The organism is Acinetobacter sp. ANC 4636, from assembly GCF_054454555.1.
Genome location: NZ_JBTKVD010000001.1, coordinates 121,026 through 140,261 on the forward strand (window position 1 = coordinate 121,026; position 19,236 = coordinate 140,261).

Genomic DNA, 19,236 nt, shown 5'->3' on the forward strand with positions numbered 1-19,236 from the left:
TATTTAGGAGATTAACATGACTGCAATTACTGCAAGCATGGTTAAAGAATTACGTGACCGTACTGGTCTTGCGATGATGGAATGTAAAAAAGCTTTGACTGAAGCGAATGGTGATATCGAATTAGCGATTGATAACCTACGTAAATCAGGTCAAGCAAAAGCTGCTAAAAAAGCAGGTAACATTGCAGCTGATGGTGCGATCACAATTGCTCAAGAAGGCAATAAAGCGATTCTTTTAGAAGTAAACTGTCAAACTGACTTCGTTGCTAAAGACGAAAACTTTGCAAACTTCTCTAAAAATGTTGCTGTTGCTGCTCTTGCTGCTGGCGAAACTGATGCTGCGAAAATTGCAGAACTTAAACTTGAAGACGGTGCAACTGTTGAAGAAGCACGTATTGCGCTTGTTCAAAAAATTGGCGAAAACATTCAAGTTCGTCGTGCTGCAATCGTTGAGGGTGAAAACCTTGCAGTTTACAAACACGGTTTAAAAATCGGTGTTGTTGTATCTTACACAGGTGATGCTGAAACTGGTAAAGGTGTTGCAATGCACGTTGCTGCGTTCAACCCAGTTGCAGTAACTGCTGAAGCTGTTCCTGCTGAGCTTGTTGCTAAAGAGAAAGAAATCGCTGAAGCAAAAGCAATCGAATCTGGTAAACCAGCGAACATCGTTGAGAAAATGGTTACTGGTTCAGTTGAAAAATACTTGAACGAAGTTGTACTTGAGCGTCAAATGTACGTTATCGACAACGACAAAAAAGTTGCTGAAGTATTGAAAGCGACTGGTACTGTTATTGCTCAATTTACTCGCTTTGAAGTGGGTGAAGGTATTGAGAAAAAAGCTGAACTTTCTTTCGCTGAAGAAGTTGCTGCTGCTCAAGCTGCCGCTAAATAATTTTAGCGCTGCAAAAAAGCCCCTTTGGGGCTTTTTTTATGCTTGTATAAAACAATAAAAAATGCCTGTTAAGGCATAATTTCTAGATGGAGTGGTATAAATTTCAGCAATTCAAATATGGAAAAACCAATCAAAAAAATACAATTAAAAGGCATAAAAAATCAATGCCATTTATTTGCGCCTAAAATCGCATATTTCGATGATTTTAAAAATTAAGCTAGGGTTATAGGTGAAAATGGTTTTTAGGTGTAAAAAACGCAAAGGAGAGCGAAATAATGGATATGTAAATGATGGATTGGACGCAAATAGCCTGATTGCTGAAAATAGCCCGATTTTGCTGATAAAAAAAGCCACATAATTGTGGCTTTGGAATGTCAAAAACAGTGTGGAGATATTTTTTAAGAATTTGGACCGTCTACACGCTCAATGCTCACTCGTGCCGTACCAGAATTAGTTACACCAATTTGTTTTGCGGCAGCATAAGATAAATCAAGAACTCGGTTGCCGTGGAATGGACCACGATCGTTAACTTTAACCACAACACTACGGCCGTTATCTTTGTTGGTTACTCGGATATAGCAGTTGAGTGGTAGGCTGCGGTGAGCAGCAGTCATTGCATTCATATCGAAAGTATCGCCATTGGCAGTTTTACGACCATGAAATTGGCGGCCATACCAAGATGCAATACCTGTTTGGGTGAATTTACGCACGGTATTTGAAGCAACATTGTTTAAACGATCAATTACAGAAGGCTCATCTTCTGGTACTTCAACTTTTGCAGCTAAAGTTTGGCGGCGGATTTTATCTCCAGAACGCTCAGTAATTGAAAGACCATTTAAGTTTGAGTGATAAATTGCTTTTGTAGAATCTTTATTGATTACGCGAGCTGCAAGGCTAGAGCTCTCATTGTCATTGTTTAATGACGATGATTGCACCATGTCAGCATGCGTTTGCGTCAGCGATACGCAAAATGTAATAGCTAGCAGTGATTTCACTGGAAAGCGCATAAATATTATCTCCTTAAGTTAAGGCATCGTTATCTTCAAGTAATTACTTGAAAATCAACACAACCTGCCTAAAACTTGATGTGTTCAACTGTATTTGACGCTAGGGATAATATTCATGTGACCAGTAGAGTGTCTAGTGTTGGGTGGCGAAAAATTACAAAAACAGTGAAAATGCTACATTATGCGGTTAAAAAATAACCAAAATTGTAACATTTAATTAAAATTAATCAAATTTGAGGCATTTCTAACAATAAAACACTTGACAATTTTAATTTACATTATTTTTTTGTTATCTATTCATGATTTCTGTACCCAATTGCCATACCGCCGTTGCATACATTCGGCTTTTGTTATACGTGGTAATGACCTGAAAATTTGGATAGGTAATGTAGTAGATTTCAGCATTATAATCTTGCAATTGAATGACATTAACGAGATCCAAATCATCGATTTTTATGAGCGGATTGAGTGGTGCAATATTTTGTTGTTTTAACGCACCGTACGGGGTGGGGTGAGTTAAATCTTTGGCAATCACTGTATCTGGTGTGCTGCCTGTATAGCGTGCTTGAAAACCAATAGGCTGATCACGTTGCCAACCTTGCTGAGCAAGATAATTCGCGATTGAACCAATGGCATCGGCAGGTGAGTTACGCAGGTCAATATGCCCGTTACCATCGTAATCTACGCCATACTTGCCAATGTTACTTGGCATAAACTGTGGATAGCCAATCGCACCAGCGTAAGAGCCTGTAATGCTAGTGATAGGATAGCCTTCTTTATATGTCCATGCGATCAGGGAACCTAGTTCGTTGGCAAAGTAATCGGCACGACGTGGATAACCAAAAGCAAGGGTAGCTAAAGCATCGCGTGTGATGATCGTACCTTTGTTATTGCCAAAACCTGTTTCTACACCCAAAATTCCCAAAATAACGGTTTTAGGTACGCCAAACTGTTGTTCAGCACGGTTGAGAACATCTGCATATTGATCACGAAAGCGTACTCCACGTTGAATAGTGCTTTCGGTCATGAACATTTCCCGATAGGCATACCACGGTTTGCTTTCGCCAGGATTTTCCATGATTTTCAAGATATTCGGGCGATTTTGCGCACCTAACATGGCGCGATCTATCTGCTCGGCACTTAAACCATATTGCTGCATGGTTTTAAGTTTGAAGTTTTCATAATTTGGATTGTTAATAAAATCATTTGCCTGACAAAATGAAGTAGAAAATACTGCTGTAGTTACAATTGTAAGAAGCTGACAAATTTTATGTAATTTTTGTTGCCACATAATGTGAATCCGAGTTAACGATGAGTATGAATCGACATGACAATGCCAAAAGCTGTCATTAAAGTAATAATTGCGGTGCCGCCATAACTCATAAATGGTAAAGGCACGCCCACTACAGGTAAAATACCACTGACCATGCCTGCATTTACAAAGACATATATAAAAAACGACAATCCATAAGCACCTGCAAGTAAACGACCATAATTGTGGAAGCATTGCATACCAATTTGGAATGTGCGGCAGATAATGGCAAAATACAATAAAACCAAAATGATTACGCCAATTAAGCCAAATTCTTCTGAATATGCGGCAATAATAAAGTCGGTATGACCTTCAGGTAAAAAGTGCAAATGTGATTGCGTGCCTTGCAGGAAACCTTTACCAGAAAAACCACCAGAACCAATCGCCGTTTTGGACTGAATAATGTTCCAGCCTGTGCCGAGCGCATCAGCTTCTGGGTTGAGCAGGGTCAGTACTCGCTGACGTTGATAGTCATGCAATAAAAATTCCCATGCAACAGGAATAAATATCCCAGCCCCTGCGAATGCAGCAGCAATCAGTTTCCAAGATAAGCCACTGAGAAATAAAACAAAAACACCACTACCCAAAACCAAGAGCGAAGTACCTAAGTCAGGTTGTTCAGCAATCAGCACAAAAGGAATAACAATCAATACTAAGGTCACAATGACTGTTTTCAGCTTAGGAGGTAATGCTTGGCGGGTCAGAAACCATGCTGCCATCATTGGCATCCCCAGTTTCATGAATTCACTGGGTTGCACACTCCCGATGCCAGGAATATTAATCCAGCGCTGCGCACCCATACGTACTTCACCTACGACTTTCACCGCAGCCAGACAAAGCACACCAAATAAGTAAAAATAGGGGGAAAAAGACTGAAACACCTTTGGTGGAATTTGTGCAATGCTGAGCATTACTAGAAAACCTAAACCAAAACTCAAGGCTTGCTTGCTGACCATACCAATATCTTGTGCAGAAGCACTATATAAAACAGTGAGTCCAAGCAGAGCATTTAGAATGAGAAATGAGCATAACCAAGGGTCGATATGTAGCCTTTGCCAGCGTGAAGGCTGCATAGCTGTACTTAAGCCATCACGGGGTGCTTGACGTAAAAATTTGTACTGTGGACTTGGTGCCATAATGGATTGAAAACGAGTAATAAGCAGCAAGTGCGAATGCTAACATATTGGACTTTTTAGGCAATCTCTTTGCACATTTAGCAATAAAAAAACCTAGCCTAAGCTAGGTTTTCGATAGCTGAAAGTTTAGCTCAGTGGAAAAATAAGCCATTATGATATTCAGCGAGTGCTTTTAGCTCATGCTTGTTTAAATGCGGGATAATTTTATCAATCGCAATATGTACAGCTTTAATTACCGCAGCACAGCCCAAGTCTGAGGCTTTGCGTTTAATCATGCCTAAATCAAGGGTGTGATTAAAGTCATGCATATAATGGCGTACGGTTGCTTCGGCAAACATTTTGTAGCTTTCTGCCAGAGCATGCAAATTGATTTTTTCACCTGCCTGAATTTGCGCAAACTGATGTTTCAGTGTTGTCACTAAACTATCATCCAGTGCTTCACCTAAACGCCATTGATTTTGTGGATCCTTAAACAGGCTTTGTTCTGAAAAAGCGATAGATTGACGCACGACATCATTTGATGCCTTGCTCAATAATTGCTTAGACAATAAAAAGTGCACACTGGACTTGACAAAACCTGCCAGTTTTTCAGTTGTTTCACGTTTATCTGTTTCAGGAAAATGGTGAATCAGATTTGTGACAATCGCATCAATAATTTCGTCATTGACCTGTAAGGCAATTTCATCACGCAATGGATACAGTGGCTCTTTCGAGTTTTTTTGCGCGATAGCGGTTTGAATCTTGTTCAATAAACTTTCAGATGGAATAAAACCAAAAAAAGCCATGGTTACACCTCAAAATTCAAATGGTTGTTTATTGTCTGGCAAGGCGGACAGGTGTTTGTGGTAACCATGCTTCAGTGGAAACACGGCATGGGTTGATATCTAGCCCACCACGACGGGTATAGGCAGCATAGACCATAAGTTGCCCAGGCTTTAGCGTTTTCCAGATATCTGCATAAATTTGCTCGACACATTGTTCATGAAAACCGTTGTGTTGGCGATAAGAAATAATATAAGCCAATAAACTTGCTGGGCAAATTTTTTCACCACGATAACGAATGAAAATCGTACCCCAGTCAGGTTGACCTGTTACAGGGCAGTTACTGCGCAACAAATTGGAATAATATTGTTCTTCAACCATGCGACCTGAACCTGCATATTGTAACAAACTGGCATCAGGCTGTTCAGATAAACGCTGAGGTGAAAGCTGATCCAGACATTGACCTTCAGGTTGTGATACTGCCAGGTTATTTGCATCAATCAGTGTCAATTGTACAGGTGCTTCGGCGGCTTTTGACAAATCCTGTTCCACAGTTGCAATCAGCTGTTTTGTAGAATCAAAACGCATGAAGTTCAAACTATTAAAGTAGAGTTTTAGCGATTTTGATTCGATCAGGTTCGGCGATGTTGCAGGCAGGCGTAACCGTCCAATCGCAACTTGAGGAATTCCTTGTGCATTTAGCCAAGACAGTTCAAACACATGCCACCAGTCGCAGCCTTGCTGAATTCCTGCAACATCTGCATAACTCTCACGAGAGAGGCTTCGAGAAATTGGAAATAAAATCTCAGGTTGATAGGTTGTCGGGTAATTGGTGTCTTTACCCAATAAAGATTTTTCTACACTCATTCACGAATTCCTGAACCGCGTGCTAATAAATAGTAGGCAATAGCATAAAAAGCCAAGCAGAACCCGCTGATTGCAGCAAGTGAGATACTGACATTAACATCACTATGTCCCAAAATGCCATAACGGAAAGCATTGACCATATAGACAATCGGGTTGATTAATGAAAGCGTTTGCCAAAATGGGCTTAATGCGCTAATTGCATAGAATACACCACCTAAATACGTCAGTGGAGTCAGTACAAAGGTTGGAACAATCGAAATATCATCAAATGAACGGGCGTAAATCGCATTAATGAAGCCTGCAATCGAAAATAGCAAGCTGGTCACCACAACGGTATAAATTGTAATAAATAAGTTATGAATGTGTAGGTCAGTGAAAAACAGGCTGACTATGGTCACAATCAAACCGACTAAAACACCACGGCATACGCCACCAATCACATAACCCCACAGCACTAAATAAAGTGGTACAGGGCTCATGATGAGTTCTTCAATACTTTTTTGGAATTTGGCACTAAAGAAACTTGAGCAGACATTGGCATAACTGTTGGTAATCACTGCCATCATAATCAGACCTGGGACAATGAACTGCATATAGGTGAAACCACCCATATGTCCAATTCGTGACCCGACCAGATTACCAAAAATCACAAAATACAGACTCATAGTGATGGCAGGTGGAAGCAGAGTCTGTGCCCAAATGCGCATAAAGCGGCGAATTTCTTTGCGAACCAGTGTCCATAAGGCAACTTGCAGTTGAGTGAAGTTCATTCAGATGCCTCCTGTAAATTTTTCTCGACCATTTTGACAAATAACTCTTCAAGACGGTTGGCTTTGTTGCGCATACTGCGCACCTGAATGCCTAAATTTTCAAATAATTGAAAAATTTCATTTAAGGCATGCGATTTATCCATTGTGACTTCTAAGGTCAGACTATCAACCAAATGAAAACGAATTCCAATAAAGTTCAGCTTGATAGGCTCAATCGGCGCTGCCAAATCAAAAATGAAAGTTTCTTCATTGAGCTGGCTCAAGAACGCTTTCATGCTTGTGTCTTCTTTAATCACGCCATGATCGATGATTGCAATGCGGCGACATAGCATTTCGGCTTCTTCTAAATAATGCGTGGTCAGAATAATTGATGTACCTTTTTCATTCATTTCAGTGAGAAACTCCCACATAGAACGGCGCAGTTCGATATCAACTCCAGCGGTTGGTTCATCTAAAATCAGGAGTTTGGGTTCATGCATCATGGCACGTGCAATCATTAAACGGCGTTTCATACCACCAGACAGCATGCGGCCTTGCAAATTTCGTTTTTCCCAAAGACCCAGTTTTTCTAAATAATGTTCGGCACGTTGTTCGGCGATTTTCTTGGGAATACCGTAATAACCTGCCTGAGTGACTAAAATGTCAAAAGTTTTCTCAAACTGACCAAAGTTAAATTCCTGCGGAACGACACCTAAACACTGTTTGGCTTTTGAGGCTTCAGTGTCGAGGTTATGTCCAAAAATTTCGACTTGTCCCGATGTTTTACGGGTTAGCGAGCTAATAATGCTAATAGTTGTCGACTTTCCAGCACCATTTGGCCCGAGCAGTGCATAAAATTCGCCCTCAGGTACAGTCAGATTGATGCCTTTTAAGGCTTGGAAGCCATTTTTATAGGTTTTCGATAACTCTTTCAGCATTAATGCATCAGTCATGAATTTCTCACGTATTAATAGACGGGTATATTGTGAGCGATCTAGTCGGATAAACCAAGTAATCTAAATGGAATTCTTCGTTGCATAGATAAAACTGTTTAAAGGATAGACAGTAAGTCAAGTAGAAAATCATTCTTTGCTTTACCTTATGATTTTTTTTGTTATGATGGGCGACTTAAAAGCGCTCATAGCTCAACTGGATAGAGTACAGGTCTCCGAAGCCTGTGGCGTGGGTTCGAGTCCCGCTGAGCGCACCAAATTTAAAAAATAAATTAATATATATCAAATAGTTAAATTTATGTACAAATGTATATAAATTGAGTTTTTAGCCTAAAAATTCCCATTTCATTCCCATATTTCCGTAGTTTTTGAGTGTAAATTAGTCAAAACACCCTGAAAGAGAACACCAAAAAATAAAATGGTGATAGCGATTTTTTGAGGTAATAAAGTAATATTTATCTATTTCATCTTATAAATCAGTACAATACATGATCATTTGAAAGTAATTTTGAAGTAATATTTGAGTAATAAATTACTGTATAAAAAAGTGATATAAATATAAAACAACTATCAATAAAAACAATAACTTATAAAATATTACTTCTGTTATTACAAAAAATTACCTTTAGAAGTAATCTAATTTTTTATTTATAATCAATTGTTTAGTGTTTGACATTACTTTATTACCTCTAAATGAATTCTGAACCTATAAAAAGTCATTTCATTGTGCTGTGAATGGTCATCAGCTTAATTTGATGGTCTTAAACTAATAAAATTCATCTAAGCTGTGCTTATGCAGTGAAATGCAGTATTTGATTTTTAAAATTTTTCTTTCTAAAGCCTAGTTTGTATAGGTTTTTGCGATTTACCCCATAGCCATCTTGCTTGCAGTAATATTGACCCATTTAGATGAACCGCAGGCGCGCGGGTGACTGCGCTAGCTTAGCCCTAGTAATGTTTTTGAAAATGTTTTTCCTGTTTTATTAAGATCAAGAGTTCTTTATTAGTTAAAAATCAGATTGTTTAAAGTTATTTAGTTTTAATTTAAGCGCTTTAACGAAACATTAGTTTTGCAATACATTACCTAGTTAGATGTCCTTTTATATTGCAACGTATGGACTGGCTATGCCAATATAGTAAGTCATTATTTTATAAGAATCAGATGTTAATAATGTCAAGATCGCCATTTAAAAATATTCGTGTTGATTTTTTTCAGATGACTATTACTCCAACAGAAACTATTGCAACGCCTTTACAGGGTTTTCAAGCAATTATGAATGAGACAATAGTTAGTCATCATGACAATGGCGGTTATAAAAGAGAATTCTATGATTTAACTGCTCGAGGGGCGGTTGGCTGCTGTGGTTCTTTGCGTAAATTTAGAAATGATGATTTACCAAAAATTAGTTCATTAGGCGGGATTGAGATAGATCTACCTTTAATAGATGGTCAAGGATTAGTAGAGCATAACTGCTTTATTTTTTTCCAAAAATACAATGTAATTGCTATTCATTATAATATCCATGCGAATCATCATAGCAGATTAGCAGACACACTAACTGCATTGTGGGCAACTAAAGTTGAGCTTACTCCTTTAATTAGTGCTGACACGTTTAGACGTTTAAATCAGACAGGTACAACATTAGTTGAAATTGAGGCAAAAATACCTAAACCTCAAAATCCTACTTTACTCCCTGATCCAGACAATTTTTCACGTCATGCTTTAGATATGTTGAATTTATCAGGTGCAGATAATCTAACATTTAAAGTTGGGATTGATCAGCGATTTTCAGGAATGAATAGACGTTTATCAAATTGGCTAAAGACTTCAGTTCGAACAATTAGTCAATATGATCCACAAAAATTAACTGCTAAAATTGATGAAAGCGGAGTTGTTTCACCAATTGATCTTATTGCTGATCGGATTAAATCAATTCAGCAAGTTGAAGCAACGGGACGATATATTTCACGCGAAACATTATATAGTGCAATTGAAAGGGCTTATGCTGAAGTGGAGAGTGACATAGATGCATATTTCGCGGCCGATGAAACTACTTAAAAGATTAGTGAAATTTCTTATTTCACTAATTCTTTCTTTGGTTGCTGCTTGGCTAACATGGAAATATGCAGATTCATATTTAGCTAAACCACATGAAAATAATGGCCCATATGAGTTAGCAAAACAAATTTCTAGTATTGCTGGAGTAATTTTAGGATTTGTACTGGCTGCAATTAGTATTTTAACAGCAGTAATGGATAAAACATTAATTGCTAATATGGTCAGAACGGGGCATTTCCAAAATTTCGTTAAACAGGCTTTTTATGGTTGTACTTGGTTGATGATTCTAATTGCTGTTAGCTTAGCGTCGTTAGTAGTGCCAGAAGGTTATTTAAAATGGGCTTTAGCTGTCATGATAGGTGTGACAATCTATACAACGATTGAACTCTTTATAACAGCTAAGCGTTTTTATAATATTATTGTTGTGATGAGTAGTCGATAACGTCTCATTCAATCAATACCTTTTAACTCATAAGGTTTAAATCTAATAATCTCATCATTAGCCCACTCATTGATCTGCTGCATTCGTGACTGTAGTGGAACAATTTCATTCTGATAAAAGACTTCTGCCGCATCTTTAATAGAACCAAATCCACCAGTGTTATTTGGGACAATCCCCATAAGCTGAGGCGGTATCCGAAGAGCAGCTAACGTATCGTCACGTGTGATTGATTTAATATTGGTAAAGTCATCCTTTGCTGCAATTTCAGAAACAGGCAAGATTTGAATCCCATCCTTTTTCCCGCCTGGTGCATAGTAAAATAAGTTACGGAAGTTACCTGGCCCCTTACTTTCTTTGAGTGCCTGACGTAATGCTGTAATGTCATTCGGATCTTGAGCTGCATCATTTACATATAAGATAAATCCAGCGTGTGAACCATTGTTATAGTATTTGCGACGGAATAGGGTAGCCGATTCATTCAGCCATGCACTTTGTAATGCTGAGATATATTCAGGTGCACCATAAATTTCTTGATCAATGTCAGCTTCTCGAATATGGCAGATCCGATTTTGAAACTCATATTCTTGATAGCCTTTGTAATCATCACAAAGTAAGAAGAATTGATCCGTATATTCACCACGACGCATATATTTTGCTAAAGATGGCTTATATTCAATGACATTACCAAGTCGTGAATTGATTTCTTCTAAATAAGAATTACCACACCAAATAAAATCTAATGCAACTTGCTCGAATGCTTTACGGTTAAGCTTTGTATGAGGAACAAATAAGTTGGCTAGAAAATTACGTTTAAAAATAATGCCACTATTTAGATAGGGTGTTGATTTAAAGGATTTGGCTAAACCATTCATACTGACCTGAGGTTCATACCAACGACCATTGAACCAACATTCCAAATAATCTGATAATTCATTGCCATTGAGAACAGGAACAGCATCACCAAATGTGAATGCCATTGATTCATTCTTAGAGGATTTACTTTGAAAAACGGGCAATTGGTTTTTAGCAAAACTCATTAAGTTTTTGGCAGTTGATAGGGGATTCATTAATAGATCTCCATGAAAGATTGGTTCATTTGGGTTTGGCCTTCTAATGGTTCGTTATAAAGTGCATGCATCAGTGACCACGCTAGATCTGCGTGCCCGATTTCTTCTGAGCGGCCTGCTGTAAATGTCATTTGGCGCTGGCTGGCAGTGAGGGTTTTTTTGATGCTCATCAGCGATTGAGAAAGGTCAGTCCATCCTGCGTCATATTCCAAACGACCATGTCGGATAACATCCATTGTTTTTAAAACAAGGCGAGTTTTTACTTCTGGTGAGTAACTGAACTCTGTGACATTCGGGAAAAATTGTTTAACCAGTTGAGATACACCAGTCCCCATGCCTGTAATATCAATCCCGATATAGGTCACGTAATAACGTAGGGTTGTTTGGCGGATCATTTCAGCTTGATTTTTAAAGTCCATGCCGCGAAATTGGATGCGTTCAAGCACTCGGAACTTTCCACCAGAAACAGAGGGTGGTGCGACTGCCACTAAACCAGCACTATCACCACTTTCAGCAGGGTCATAGCCAATCCAAACAGGATTATTTCCATAAGGGCGATTATGAAAAGGTTTAAAGTCATCTGCCCAAACTTCCCATGAGTCGATCATGCAAGGCTGCAACATGGCTAATGGGAAAATAGATGCACCGTCATCAATAAATTCACACATCAAAAGGTTGGCAAATTCTTCAGGTGAATACTCGAATCGTAGCTCCTCGATGTCGAATAGGTCACATCCACCATTTTCTGCATCAAGAATAGTGACAATCTGTCGCCACATTCGGTCTTCACATAAGCGACCATTTTTTAGGGCATTATGAGTGACATCAATTTCTAATCTTTGGTCTTTAGGTCGACCACGATTGGCACGAGTACCTGTCCAAAAGGTATAGGCTTCATGCGCCATTGTGGATGGTGTTGAGAAATAGGTTTTACGCCATTTCTTATGTAAAGCCATTGCTGACGCAACTTTATTCAGTTCGTTAAAACCAAACGTCCAGAAAAATTCATCAAAATAAAAATTACCGTGATGTCCTTGTGCTGTTCGGTAGTTTGTTCCTAAAAAGGATAGGGAAGCCTGATTGTTATCGGGTAGAATAATTGGATCTCCAACCAATTCGACACCACAGGCTTCATAGGCAAAACCTTTAATATATTCTTTGAAAATATGAGCCTGTGCCTTAGATGCAGATAAGAAAATCTGATTACGACCAGTTTTAACTGCATCGACTAAGGCTTCACGGGCAAAGTACCAAGTTGCTCCAATTTGACGACTTTTTAGAATTACTCGAGTACGCTGATTACCAGCTTTATACCAATCGCGTTGATAATCAAAAAGACTATCTTCAAAGGCTGAAATAAGTTGTTCGACTTGTTCTTCAGTGAATTGATTATTTTCTTTTTTCTTCTTCGGTACGGCATTACGCTTGGCAATATTAGGATTCAGATCCGCTTCATTACCACCTTCTTTATAACGTTCGATTCGGGCAAATTCTTTGTAATTCTTAAATAGTTCACCAAGCTCTTTATAGTCACCACTTGATTTCTTATTTTTAAGGGTCAGTGTCATTAAACGAACAGTCAAGGCTTCTTCAACACGACTTTCAGAACGTGTTTTGTCCCATTCTTCACGTGTTTTCCAAGCTTGAACTGTGCGTTCATTTTCATCTAGTGCTTCAGCAATATCGACAATTTTCCATCCAAGCCAAAACAAAAATTTAGCTTTAAGTTTGTTATCGAGAATCAGCTCAAGATTGGCTAATTGAGAGAGTTCGTTCATATCTTGCGGAATGTATTAATTGCATCCGCAAACGATGGCAGGCAACCCATGATTTATCAGTCATGTGAATTTGTATATCAGTTATATACAAGGATTTTTAATTGCTACACCTAAGCAATATTGCCCATTCTGCACCTATTGAAATTGCCCGAAAAAACCTTGCAACAGGTACAGCAGAATGACTGATAAAACACAGCCTAAAAAATTTAAATCGAAATGGTTTCGCGTTGCCGTGGCTGGTGACACTACCGATGGACGAGAAATTCAGTCTGAATGGATCGTACAAATGGCTCAGACCTATAACCTGAACACCTATGGTGCACGAGTTAATCTAGAACATATTAAAGGGGTTGCCCCAGATGGAATTTTTGGCGCTTATGGTGATGTAGTTGCATTAAAAACTGAAAAAGTGACCATTAATGGTGAGCAGAAAGATGCCTTGTTTGCTCAAATTCAACCCAATGATAATTTGATTGCGCTCAATCAAAAAAATCAAAAAATTTATACATCAGTTGAAATTGATGACAATTTTGCCAAAACAGGTCAAGCCTACCTCGTTGGTTTAGCTGTTACTGATAGCCCTGCATCACTGGGTACAGAAATGTTGTCTTTTGCTGCAGGTGCAAATGAAAACCCATTGGCCACTAAGAAATTGCGACCAGAGAATTTATTCAGTGCAGCGCAAGAAACTTCTTTTGAATTTGAAGAAGTGAAAGAGTCATTTGCCAGTGATTTGGTGAATAAAGTCAAAAAATTGTTTACAACTCAAGAGCAGCAACAGCAGCAAACCCAAGACAACTTTAGCCAAAATGAACAGGCTATTCTGGAAATTGCACAGCAAACAGCTACACAAGGTACTGAATTTGCAAATTTAAAACAAAAACATGAGCAGCTGCTATCAGAGTTCAATGATCTGAAAGCCAAATTGGATAAAGAGCCACAAGGCAACCAACGTCCGCCATCGAACAACAGCAAATTCTCTCAAGAAATTGAAGAAGTCGATTGTTAATTCAATCGACTTAAACCCTCTATTTATTAAATTTTCGAGTAAAAAAGAATGCGTACAGAAACACGAGTTAAGTACAACAAGGTCATGATTGAGTTGGCAAAACTCAATAATGTGGAGAATGTTTCACAGAAGTTTAATGTCACACCTTCAGTTCAGCAGAAACTGGAAGATAAAATTCAGGAATCGTCTGAATTTTTGAAAAAGATTAATATTTTTCTAGTCCCTGAGCAATCTGGATCATCTATTGGCTTGGGGATCTCTCGTCCTATCGCATCACGTACCAATACCGACAACAATGAACGTCAGGCAAACGATCCAACAGGCATGGATGAGCGTTTTTACTTTTGCCGTAAAACTGATTTTGATACCGCAATTAAATATCAAAAACTGGATCAATGGGCGAAATTTAAAGATTTTTATAGTCGTTTCCGTGGAGCGATTGTCAAACGCCAAGCTCTTGATCGAATCATGATTGGTTTTAATGGTACCAGTATTGCAGCCAATACTGATATCACAGCCAATCCATTATTGCAGGATGTCAATAAAGGCTGGCTGCAAAAAATGCGTGAAGAAAATTCTTCTCGCGTGATGAAGTCTGGCGCAACACAAAACAAAATTATTGTCAGTAAAACAGGTGACTATAAAAACTTGGATGCGCTGGTGATGAACATTGTTGATGAGATGATCGATGATGTTCATCAGGGTAATCCTGATCTAGTCGTGATGTGTAACCGTAAAACGGTCTCTGACAAATATTTTCCTTTGGTCAACAAAGACCAGGATAACTCGGAAAAACTGGCAGCAGATATCATTATCAGCCAGAAACGCATGGGTGGCTTACCTGTTTACTCCGTTCCGTTTTTTCCTGAAGGCATCATTTTTGTCACTACATTCGACAACTTGTCGATTTATGTACAGGAAGGTGCACGTCGTCGAACTATTATCGACAATCCTAAACGTGACCAAATTGAGAATTATGAATCTTCAAATGAAGATTATTACATCGAAGATCTTGGCCTAGCTTGTATGGCTGAAAATATCGAAATTCAGGATTGATCCCAATGAACTTAGCTCGACGCCATTTCCAACAGCATCAAGCTAAATCTGCAGCTGAGTCGGCTGCAGACTTTGGAACGATGCGGAATACAACTGCTTATGAGCAGCAGCTCATTCAGCTTAATACTGATAAAAATCGACTCAAAAATATTCAATCAAAACAGAACAAAGTCCAACTTAAACGCCAGTTACTTCCTAATTATAAGCCTTACATTCAAGGCATTTTAGAAGTTAAGCCTGGTGTGCAAGATGCGGTCATCACCGAGATTCTCGTTTGGGCGATTGATATTGGTGATTATGACTTTGCTCTTGATATTGCTGAATATGTTTTGAACTATGGTTTGAAACTTCCTGACCGTTTTGAACGTTCAGAAGCATGCTTCATCACCGAAGACATCGCCGATGAAGTGTTAAAAGTGCTTAAAACTGACATCGAAGTTGATATTCACATTTTAGAGCGTTTAGAACGTCTCATCACGGATGGATCTTTACCTCAATCTCAGCGTGATATGCCAGATGAAGTGAAAGCAAAACTTTATTTGGCACTTGGAAAAGCTGAAATGCGCTTGATTACGGGTGAAACCCACGATGACTTATGGCACACGATTCATGCGCGAGATTATTTAGAAACGGCTTGCAAGCTGGATGATAAATGCGGGGGACGTACTGATCTGACAAAGATGTCAAAGCTCAAACTTCGATTAGAAGTAATTCATGACGCAGATATTTTTACCCCAGAAAAAACCAATGTTCAAGTGCCAACCGAACAACCAGAAGAGACCAATGTTTTGTTAAATCAAAATGGAACGCCTGTGGTCGATGACCAAGGCAGTATGGTACCAACTTCTGAATAAGTGCCCCGCACCGCACTGGAGTGCAATGGTCGTGATCATCACATCACAGTAAATCTTCACCGAGCCATTGCCCCTCCCAGTGCACTAAAGGAGAGTCTTGATGAGTTTCATCGCAAACGGTGCAAATATACCAAGCAATATCACCATTTCCAGTGGCACTTTTTTCCCTGTTATTTCCCTTGATGAAATTCGCGATTTTGTACGAATTGATGGTTCTGTAACAGATGTCCGTTTACGTCAACTGGTTAGAGAAGAAATCATTGATGTCAATCGATTACTTGCCAGTATTGTCATGAAAGCCGATACATTGGCAGATCTTGCTGTAAATCAGATTGATGGAAAACCTGATACTGAAATTCTGTATTTTTCCGCAGTATCTAACGGTATTGCTGCAAAAATCAAAGAAAAGTATCCAGATTATGACAGTACCAATTCAGGCGTAAAAAAAGCTGAATTAATGGAATGTTCAGTCGATGATTGCCGTCGTAATAAACAGTGGGCTATTCAACAGCTCAAAGGTGAAAACCATTCTGTAGTGGAGCTGATATGAGCAAAAGTATCAAATCCATTCAGAACGACACCATCGACAGTATTTGCTGGCGCTATTACGGACGTAGTACAGGCGTAGTGGAACAGGTGCTGAGTGCCAACCCACAACTGGATGAACTGGGGGAGATTTTACCCATCGGCACAGATGTTTTGCTCCCTGATCTTGATTCTCCCCAAAACATCCAACACAGCATCAATTTATGGGATTAACTATGCCAGATCCAACAACAACCGTGGCAATTACCGCAGGTGCAGGTGCGGTTTCTATGCTGCCATTCGTCAATGGTAATGCACTTTTTGGTGCGGTCATTGGCGCAGCTTTTATTGCTTTTTATACTCAAAATGTCAGTTATCAAAAACGCATCATTTCATTTTTACTATCTACTGCCATTGGTTATTTACTCTCGCCAGAAGTGGTAAACCGTACCCTGATTGATAGCCATGCGACAGGGGCGTTTATGGTTTCACTTGTGGCCATTGTGATTTTACAGAAAGTTTTGGCGTGGTTAGAGGGAGCTTCTCTTGCCGATGTTCTGAGCATACTCAGTGGGAAACTGATTGATCTTGCGTCCATTTTTTCCAAAAAACCGAAAGGGAAGGACTAAACCATGCTTGAAATTCTCTATTCCATGATTGCCGTCGTTTTATATGTGTTGATTGCCTTGCGCATCATTTGTTTTGACAGCAATGCCACCGTGCATCAGCGTCTGCATGAAATGGTTGCCTTCATTTTGATTGCAGCGCTCTTTGGGCAAAGCATCAACATTATTTTTTATAAAGATCCCGTCACCATCTGGGATGCATTTTTTGCGCTGGTGCTGTTTGTGATTGTGTTTCGGGCAAAGGGCAACATTGCCGTGATTTTTCGGAGTAAGTCATTATGATTTTAAAATTTGGTGCAAAGGGTGCAGATATTCTTGCCCTGCAAAAAGCCCTCACGCGTTTGGGTTATGCTGATCAAAATGGTAAAGCACTGGCAGCCGATGGTGATTTTGGTGCAGGCACAGAATATGCAGTGATGCAGTTCCAGAAGAAAATTGGCTTGGTTGCAGATGGCAAAGTTGGAGATAAAACCGCAGCAGCCATTAACGGGGCAGATGTCAGCAAATTGCTCAAAGACAGCGATTATCAGCAGGCAGCCACCCGCCTCAAGGTTTCAGAATTGGCGATTCGGGTGTTTGGTGCGGTAGAAGGTCGTGGCTTAGGTTTTCTCAGCAATGGTAAACCCAAGATCCTGTTTGAACGCCATCGCATGTATGCCTATCTGAAACAAAAATTTAGCCTAAGCCGTGCCAATGAATTAATGCAGAAGTACCCAAATATTGTGAATACAGCAACGGGTGGTTATCAGGGAAATGAAGCAGAATATGTACGTTTAGAGCTGGCCAAGCAAATTGACGTTGAATGCGCCCTGCAGTCTGCCAGTTGGGGACAGTTCCAGATTATGGGCGAGAACTGGAAAGATTTGGGCTATAGCTCGGTACAAGATTTTGTCGATCAGCAATATTCTAGTGAATCGCTCCAGCTTGAAGCCTTTGTGCGTTTTATTGAATGGAAATCGGGGACAGTCAACAGTAAAAAAGTGACCTTGCTTGATGCCTTACGCACTGAAAACTGGGATGTGGTTTTTACACTGTATAACGGCTCTAATTATAAGAAGCTCGGTTATCAAGCCAAGTTCCAAGCGGAATGGGATCATTTAGAACCTATTTATGGCGGAACAAAAGCAGCATGAAAAAGCCACAGAGTTTAAGAGATCATCTGCTTGATGCAATTCCACAACTCCGTCGTGATCCTGAACGTATCCTTATCTTTGTGGATGAGGGTGCGGTCAGAAGTACTATGGCAAATGGTTTGTCCTTTGAATATGCATATACCCTCAATATGATTTTGACCGATTATGCAGGTGATCTTGCTGCAGTCAGCATTCCTGTCCTTGATTGGGTGCGTGTCAACCAATCTGAGCTGTTGGCAAACTTAGACAAAGCCAAATCTGGAATCAAGTTTGAAGCTGAAATCTTAGCAAATGATAAAGTTGATTTAGCGATACAGATTCCATTGACTGAGCGAGTGATTGTGAAGCAAGTCGAGGCGGGTTTAACGGTAGATTATCCAGAAGAACCCAAATACCAAAAAGCTGAACAATCAAAAGAAGTGAAATTGCTGGATCAAAATGGGGTTGAACTTGCATCGTGGCAATCCCGTAATCCGCAGCAAGAGTGGTTTTTATAAATGGCAGAGTTGGAATATCTTCCTGAACATCTGAATGGATTATTGGCAGCATTGGGTGATGCTGAACGTCGTAAGCTTGCTATGTCAATTGCTCGAAAAATTCGTGCAAGTCAAAGTCAACGTATCTCACGCCAGCAAAACCCTGACGGTAGTGCATATATTCCTCGAAAAAATTTAAGAAAAAGAAAGGGAAAAATAAAAAACAAGATGTTCATGAAGCTGAAAACAGCCAAATTTATGAAAGTTGAAAGTATGCCAAATGGTGTATCGATTGGATTTGATCAACGGATTTCAAAAATTGCTCGTGTACACCAGGAAGGTCTTACTGACAACTTAAAATATAATGGTCGTACTTTTAAAGTGCGCTATGCACAGCGAATATTGCTCGGTTTTACCAATGCTGAAATCGAAATGGCTGAAGATGAACTTTTAAAATATTTCGATAAAAATTAAATCGACTTGTATATAACTGACATACAAATACAACCAAATGCATTAATCCTCTAGCTGCA

22 protein-coding genes and 1 tRNA gene are annotated in these 19,236 nt (G+C 39.3%); 14 read left to right on the plus strand and 9 right to left on the minus strand.

The genetic code is table 11. The annotated features are described in order from the left end of the window. Positions 1-16: 16 nt before the first annotated feature. The gene (gene tsf, locus ACX1N5_RS00575; protein WP_045793814.1) at positions 17-892 is read left to right on the plus strand and encodes a translation elongation factor Ts; all 876 of its coding nucleotides are present in this window, start codon (positions 17-19) and stop codon (positions 890-892) included. Between the two features lie 398 nt (positions 893-1,290). Here the strand turns inward: tsf and ACX1N5_RS00580 are convergent, their stop codons facing one another. The 7 genes from ACX1N5_RS00580 to ACX1N5_RS00610 form a co-directional block, all read right to left on the minus strand. Next, complete coding sequence (locus ACX1N5_RS00580; RefSeq protein ID WP_004753290.1) at positions 1,291-1,899, minus strand: septal ring lytic transglycosylase RlpA family protein; 609 nt, start codon at positions 1,897-1,899, stop codon at positions 1,291-1,293. A 289-nt stretch (positions 1,900-2,188) separates the two neighbouring features. Continuing rightward, entirely contained in the window at positions 2,189-3,190 is a 1,002-nt protein-coding gene (gene mltB, locus ACX1N5_RS00585; RefSeq protein ID WP_458799983.1) for a lytic murein transglycosylase B, read from the minus strand. A 14-nt stretch (positions 3,191-3,204) separates the two neighbouring features. Then, the gene (gene rodA, locus ACX1N5_RS00590) at positions 3,205-4,347 is read right to left on the minus strand and encodes a rod shape-determining protein RodA (RefSeq protein ID WP_131381190.1); all 1,143 of its coding nucleotides are present in this window, start codon (positions 4,345-4,347) and stop codon (positions 3,205-3,207) included. 131 nt (positions 4,348-4,478) lie between these two features. Next, positions 4,479-5,132 carry a hypothetical protein gene (locus ACX1N5_RS00595; protein ID WP_458799984.1) on the minus strand — a complete coding sequence of 218 codons (654 nt, stop codon included), beginning with the start codon at positions 5,130-5,132 and terminating at the stop codon, positions 4,479-4,481. A 28-nt stretch (positions 5,133-5,160) separates the two neighbouring features. Continuing rightward, on the minus strand, positions 5,161-5,976 hold the full coding sequence (gene queF / locus ACX1N5_RS00600) for an NADPH-dependent 7-cyano-7-deazaguanine reductase QueF (RefSeq protein ID WP_458799986.1): 816 nt from the start codon (positions 5,974-5,976) through the stop codon (positions 5,161-5,163). After that, positions 5,973-6,746 (minus strand): ABC transporter permease, encoded by a 774-nt coding sequence (locus ACX1N5_RS00605; RefSeq protein WP_458799988.1) that lies wholly within the window; start codon positions 6,744-6,746, stop codon positions 5,973-5,975. The genes queF and ACX1N5_RS00605 overlap by 4 nt, the downstream gene beginning before the upstream one ends. Beyond that, on the minus strand, positions 6,743-7,678 hold the full coding sequence (locus tag ACX1N5_RS00610) for an ABC transporter ATP-binding protein (protein ID WP_004753275.1): 936 nt from the start codon (positions 7,676-7,678) through the stop codon (positions 6,743-6,745). The genes ACX1N5_RS00605 and ACX1N5_RS00610 overlap by 4 nt, the downstream gene beginning before the upstream one ends. A gap of 181 nt (positions 7,679-7,859) precedes the next feature. Between ACX1N5_RS00610 and ACX1N5_RS00615 the strand changes: the two genes are divergently transcribed. The 3 genes from ACX1N5_RS00615 to ACX1N5_RS00625 all read left to right on the plus strand — a co-directional run bounded on the left by ACX1N5_RS00615 (position 7,860) and on the right by ACX1N5_RS00625 (position 10,179). Continuing rightward, positions 7,860-7,935: transfer RNA gene (locus ACX1N5_RS00615), tRNA-Arg, on the plus strand. A 959-nt stretch (positions 7,936-8,894) separates the two neighbouring features. After that, the gene (locus ACX1N5_RS00620) at positions 8,895-9,737 is read left to right on the plus strand and encodes a hypothetical protein (protein WP_458803632.1); all 843 of its coding nucleotides are present in this window, start codon (positions 8,895-8,897) and stop codon (positions 9,735-9,737) included. Continuing rightward, complete coding sequence (locus ACX1N5_RS00625) at positions 9,724-10,179, plus strand: hypothetical protein (protein WP_458799993.1); 456 nt, start codon at positions 9,724-9,726, stop codon at positions 10,177-10,179. The genes ACX1N5_RS00620 and ACX1N5_RS00625 overlap by 14 nt, the downstream gene beginning before the upstream one ends. Before the next feature lie 8 nt (positions 10,180-10,187). On the opposite strand, the gene ACX1N5_RS00630 is transcribed toward ACX1N5_RS00625, so the two are convergent. Together ACX1N5_RS00630 and ACX1N5_RS00635 are read right to left on the minus strand one after the other, a co-directional pair. Continuing rightward, the gene (locus ACX1N5_RS00630; RefSeq protein ID WP_458799995.1) at positions 10,188-11,246 is read right to left on the minus strand and encodes a phage portal protein; all 1,059 of its coding nucleotides are present in this window, start codon (positions 11,244-11,246) and stop codon (positions 10,188-10,190) included. Next, the gene (locus ACX1N5_RS00635) at positions 11,246-13,024 is read right to left on the minus strand and encodes a terminase large subunit domain-containing protein (protein WP_458799997.1); all 1,779 of its coding nucleotides are present in this window, start codon (positions 13,022-13,024) and stop codon (positions 11,246-11,248) included. The genes ACX1N5_RS00630 and ACX1N5_RS00635 overlap by 1 nt, the downstream gene beginning before the upstream one ends. A gap of 178 nt (positions 13,025-13,202) precedes the next feature. On the opposite strand from ACX1N5_RS00635, the gene ACX1N5_RS00640 reads away from it, so the two are divergent. From ACX1N5_RS00640 to ACX1N5_RS00685, 10 genes are all read left to right on the plus strand, one after another. Beyond that, positions 13,203-14,033, plus strand: coding sequence for a GPO family capsid scaffolding protein (locus tag ACX1N5_RS00640; protein ID WP_458799999.1), 831 nt, complete (start codon positions 13,203-13,205; stop codon positions 14,031-14,033). Positions 14,034-14,081: 48 nt separating this feature from the next. After that, positions 14,082-15,089, plus strand: coding sequence for a phage major capsid protein, P2 family (locus tag ACX1N5_RS00645; protein WP_458800001.1), 1,008 nt, complete (start codon positions 14,082-14,084; stop codon positions 15,087-15,089). 5 nt (positions 15,090-15,094) lie between these two features. After that, the gene (gpM, locus tag ACX1N5_RS00650; RefSeq protein ID WP_458800003.1) at positions 15,095-15,943 is read left to right on the plus strand and encodes a phage terminase small subunit; all 849 of its coding nucleotides are present in this window, start codon (positions 15,095-15,097) and stop codon (positions 15,941-15,943) included. A 100-nt stretch (positions 15,944-16,043) separates the two neighbouring features. Continuing rightward, entirely contained in the window at positions 16,044-16,493 is a 450-nt protein-coding gene (locus ACX1N5_RS00655; protein WP_458800005.1) for a head completion/stabilization protein, read from the plus strand. Then, the gene (locus ACX1N5_RS00660; RefSeq protein WP_458800007.1) at positions 16,490-16,702 is read left to right on the plus strand and encodes a tail protein X; all 213 of its coding nucleotides are present in this window, start codon (positions 16,490-16,492) and stop codon (positions 16,700-16,702) included. Before ACX1N5_RS00655 ends, ACX1N5_RS00660 begins: the two co-directional genes overlap by 4 nt. Positions 16,703-16,704: 2 nt before the next feature. Continuing rightward, positions 16,705-17,097 carry a putative holin gene (locus tag ACX1N5_RS00665; RefSeq protein ID WP_458800009.1) on the plus strand — a complete coding sequence of 131 codons (393 nt, stop codon included), beginning with the start codon at positions 16,705-16,707 and terminating at the stop codon, positions 17,095-17,097. Between the two features lie 3 nt (positions 17,098-17,100). Beyond that, positions 17,101-17,376 carry a phage holin family protein gene (locus ACX1N5_RS00670; protein ID WP_458800011.1) on the plus strand — a complete coding sequence of 92 codons (276 nt, stop codon included), beginning with the start codon at positions 17,101-17,103 and terminating at the stop codon, positions 17,374-17,376. Further along, positions 17,373-18,227, plus strand: a complete 855-nt coding sequence (locus tag ACX1N5_RS00675) for an N-acetylmuramidase domain-containing protein (protein ID WP_458800013.1) — start codon at positions 17,373-17,375, stop codon at positions 18,225-18,227. Before ACX1N5_RS00670 ends, ACX1N5_RS00675 begins: the two co-directional genes overlap by 4 nt. Further along, on the plus strand, positions 18,224-18,724 hold the full coding sequence (locus tag ACX1N5_RS00680) for a phage tail protein (protein WP_458800015.1): 501 nt from the start codon (positions 18,224-18,226) through the stop codon (positions 18,722-18,724). Before ACX1N5_RS00675 ends, ACX1N5_RS00680 begins: the two co-directional genes overlap by 4 nt. Next, on the plus strand, positions 18,725-19,177 hold the full coding sequence (locus ACX1N5_RS00685; RefSeq protein ID WP_458800017.1) for a phage virion morphogenesis protein: 453 nt from the start codon (positions 18,725-18,727) through the stop codon (positions 19,175-19,177). Positions 19,178-19,236 lie beyond the last annotated feature (59 nt).